This is a genomic window from Bacillus cereus group sp. BfR-BA-01492 (assembly GCF_022662815.1).
Classification (GTDB): domain Bacteria; phylum Bacillota; class Bacilli; order Bacillales; family Bacillaceae_G; genus Bacillus_A; species Bacillus_A cereus_BD.
Genome location: NZ_JAKUEH010000046.1, coordinates 1 through 1575 on the forward strand (window position 1 = coordinate 1; position 1575 = coordinate 1575).

Consider the following 1575-nt stretch of genomic DNA (forward strand, 5'->3'; position numbering starts at 1 on the left):
CATAGCCATCAAGTTAACAAAAATACTCCAGATGCTGAAAGCATCTGGAGTATTTTTGTTAGATATAGAATACAAGTTTCTATATTTGGACATACTCAAATAAGACTTCAACATATTTATTTTTTAAGCGGTGTGTTGAAGTGAATTTGTATATTCTTGAGTGATACCAAGAATATCAAATGGTGAATATTTGGTATACCGATGTGCTTTCCTACCATTTTTTGATAGGTCTTCGAACAATCTGACAAGAATGGGAATCATGTCTCGACAGGATGTGAACAGCACATCGAGTATACTTGGAAAATAAATATATGTAATATACGTTGCCTTATATTCACTGGTCTCTTTATGTTTCCTCTCCCATATGAGCCTCCGCATTTTATAAGTTATACTTGCGATAAGACATAATGCAATCAACTGCCCGTACAAATGGCACTGGAATCGTTCGAGTTTTATCTTTTTAACCGCATGAATACCCAAAATAGATTTCCATGTTTTAAACAAAATTTCAATTTGCCATCGAAGGGAATAGAGATAATAAATCTCATGTGCTTTCCTATCTGTTTCTTTTATATTTGTAATAAATAAGTTGATGCTACTTGCGTATTTAGGCATTCGTCTTTTTTCTTTTTTGTGCCGTTCTAATCGCTTCTTATGTTCAGACTCTGTTAATTTATAGATGATCAAACGTGTTGCTTGTTTTTGATGAAACCCAATATGTACGCAAGGGAACTCGATATGTTCTCCCTCTTTTAATTGTTTTGAAATGGCTTCTACATCAATCAGTTCCCACATGTCTTCTGTTTTTCTATACACTTGTGTATTCCAACGGATACGTGAAATATAAGAAGCTCGCTTTTCCTCCATTTTCTTAAAATCATCAATATAAAAATATCCCAAATCTCTGATACATAAATCTCCTGGTTCTAATGTATCTGTTCGAGTTTGTCCATATGTATTATCATTGCTAACCGCATGATTCACATCCATTTGAAGAAAGTTTCCAGATAATAAATCATACTCCAGTTGAATTTTGATTCCAGCTTCTGATCCACCACCACCAAACCCTTTATATATATTGGCATAGTGGTTAGGAAGTTGAAACATGGTAGAATCTAAGATTCGAATTCGTTTGAAACTCCTTACTATCAATGGAGTTGGACAAATATTCTGATGAAATAACCTTGCGAAAATTTGCTTAAAAAATTGAACAGTATGAGAGTTGAAACGTTGATTCAGGCCCTCAGAAGATAGAGAGACACCTGTTGATTTATTTAATTTAGCACAAAGACTCGCTAATGATTCTGTACCAATTGTTTTACTTAGAAAGACACATAAAGAAACGATATCCTGTGCTTTACATTTTCTTGCACGTTGAATCATTCCCGTTTCTCGTGCAAGTGATTCTAAAAAAGAAAGTGAAAATTTACTTTTTAGTTCCTGTTCTAATAATTGAAGTTCTTCTGTAAGATTCATTAAAGACATAAAAACAGCCATCCTTTCATGGATATTCCATGAAAGGATGGCTGTTTTTGTTGAAAATTATACATACGTAACCTTAACTTGATGGCTATG

The 1575-nt window shown here is 33.5% G+C and carries 1 pseudogene; it reads right to left on the bottom strand.

What is annotated here, in order from left to right:
• Positions 1–211: 211 nt before the first annotated feature.
• A pseudogene (locus tag MR063_RS21455) lies at positions 212–1485 on the bottom strand (IS4 family transposase).
• Positions 1486–1575 lie beyond the last annotated feature (90 nt).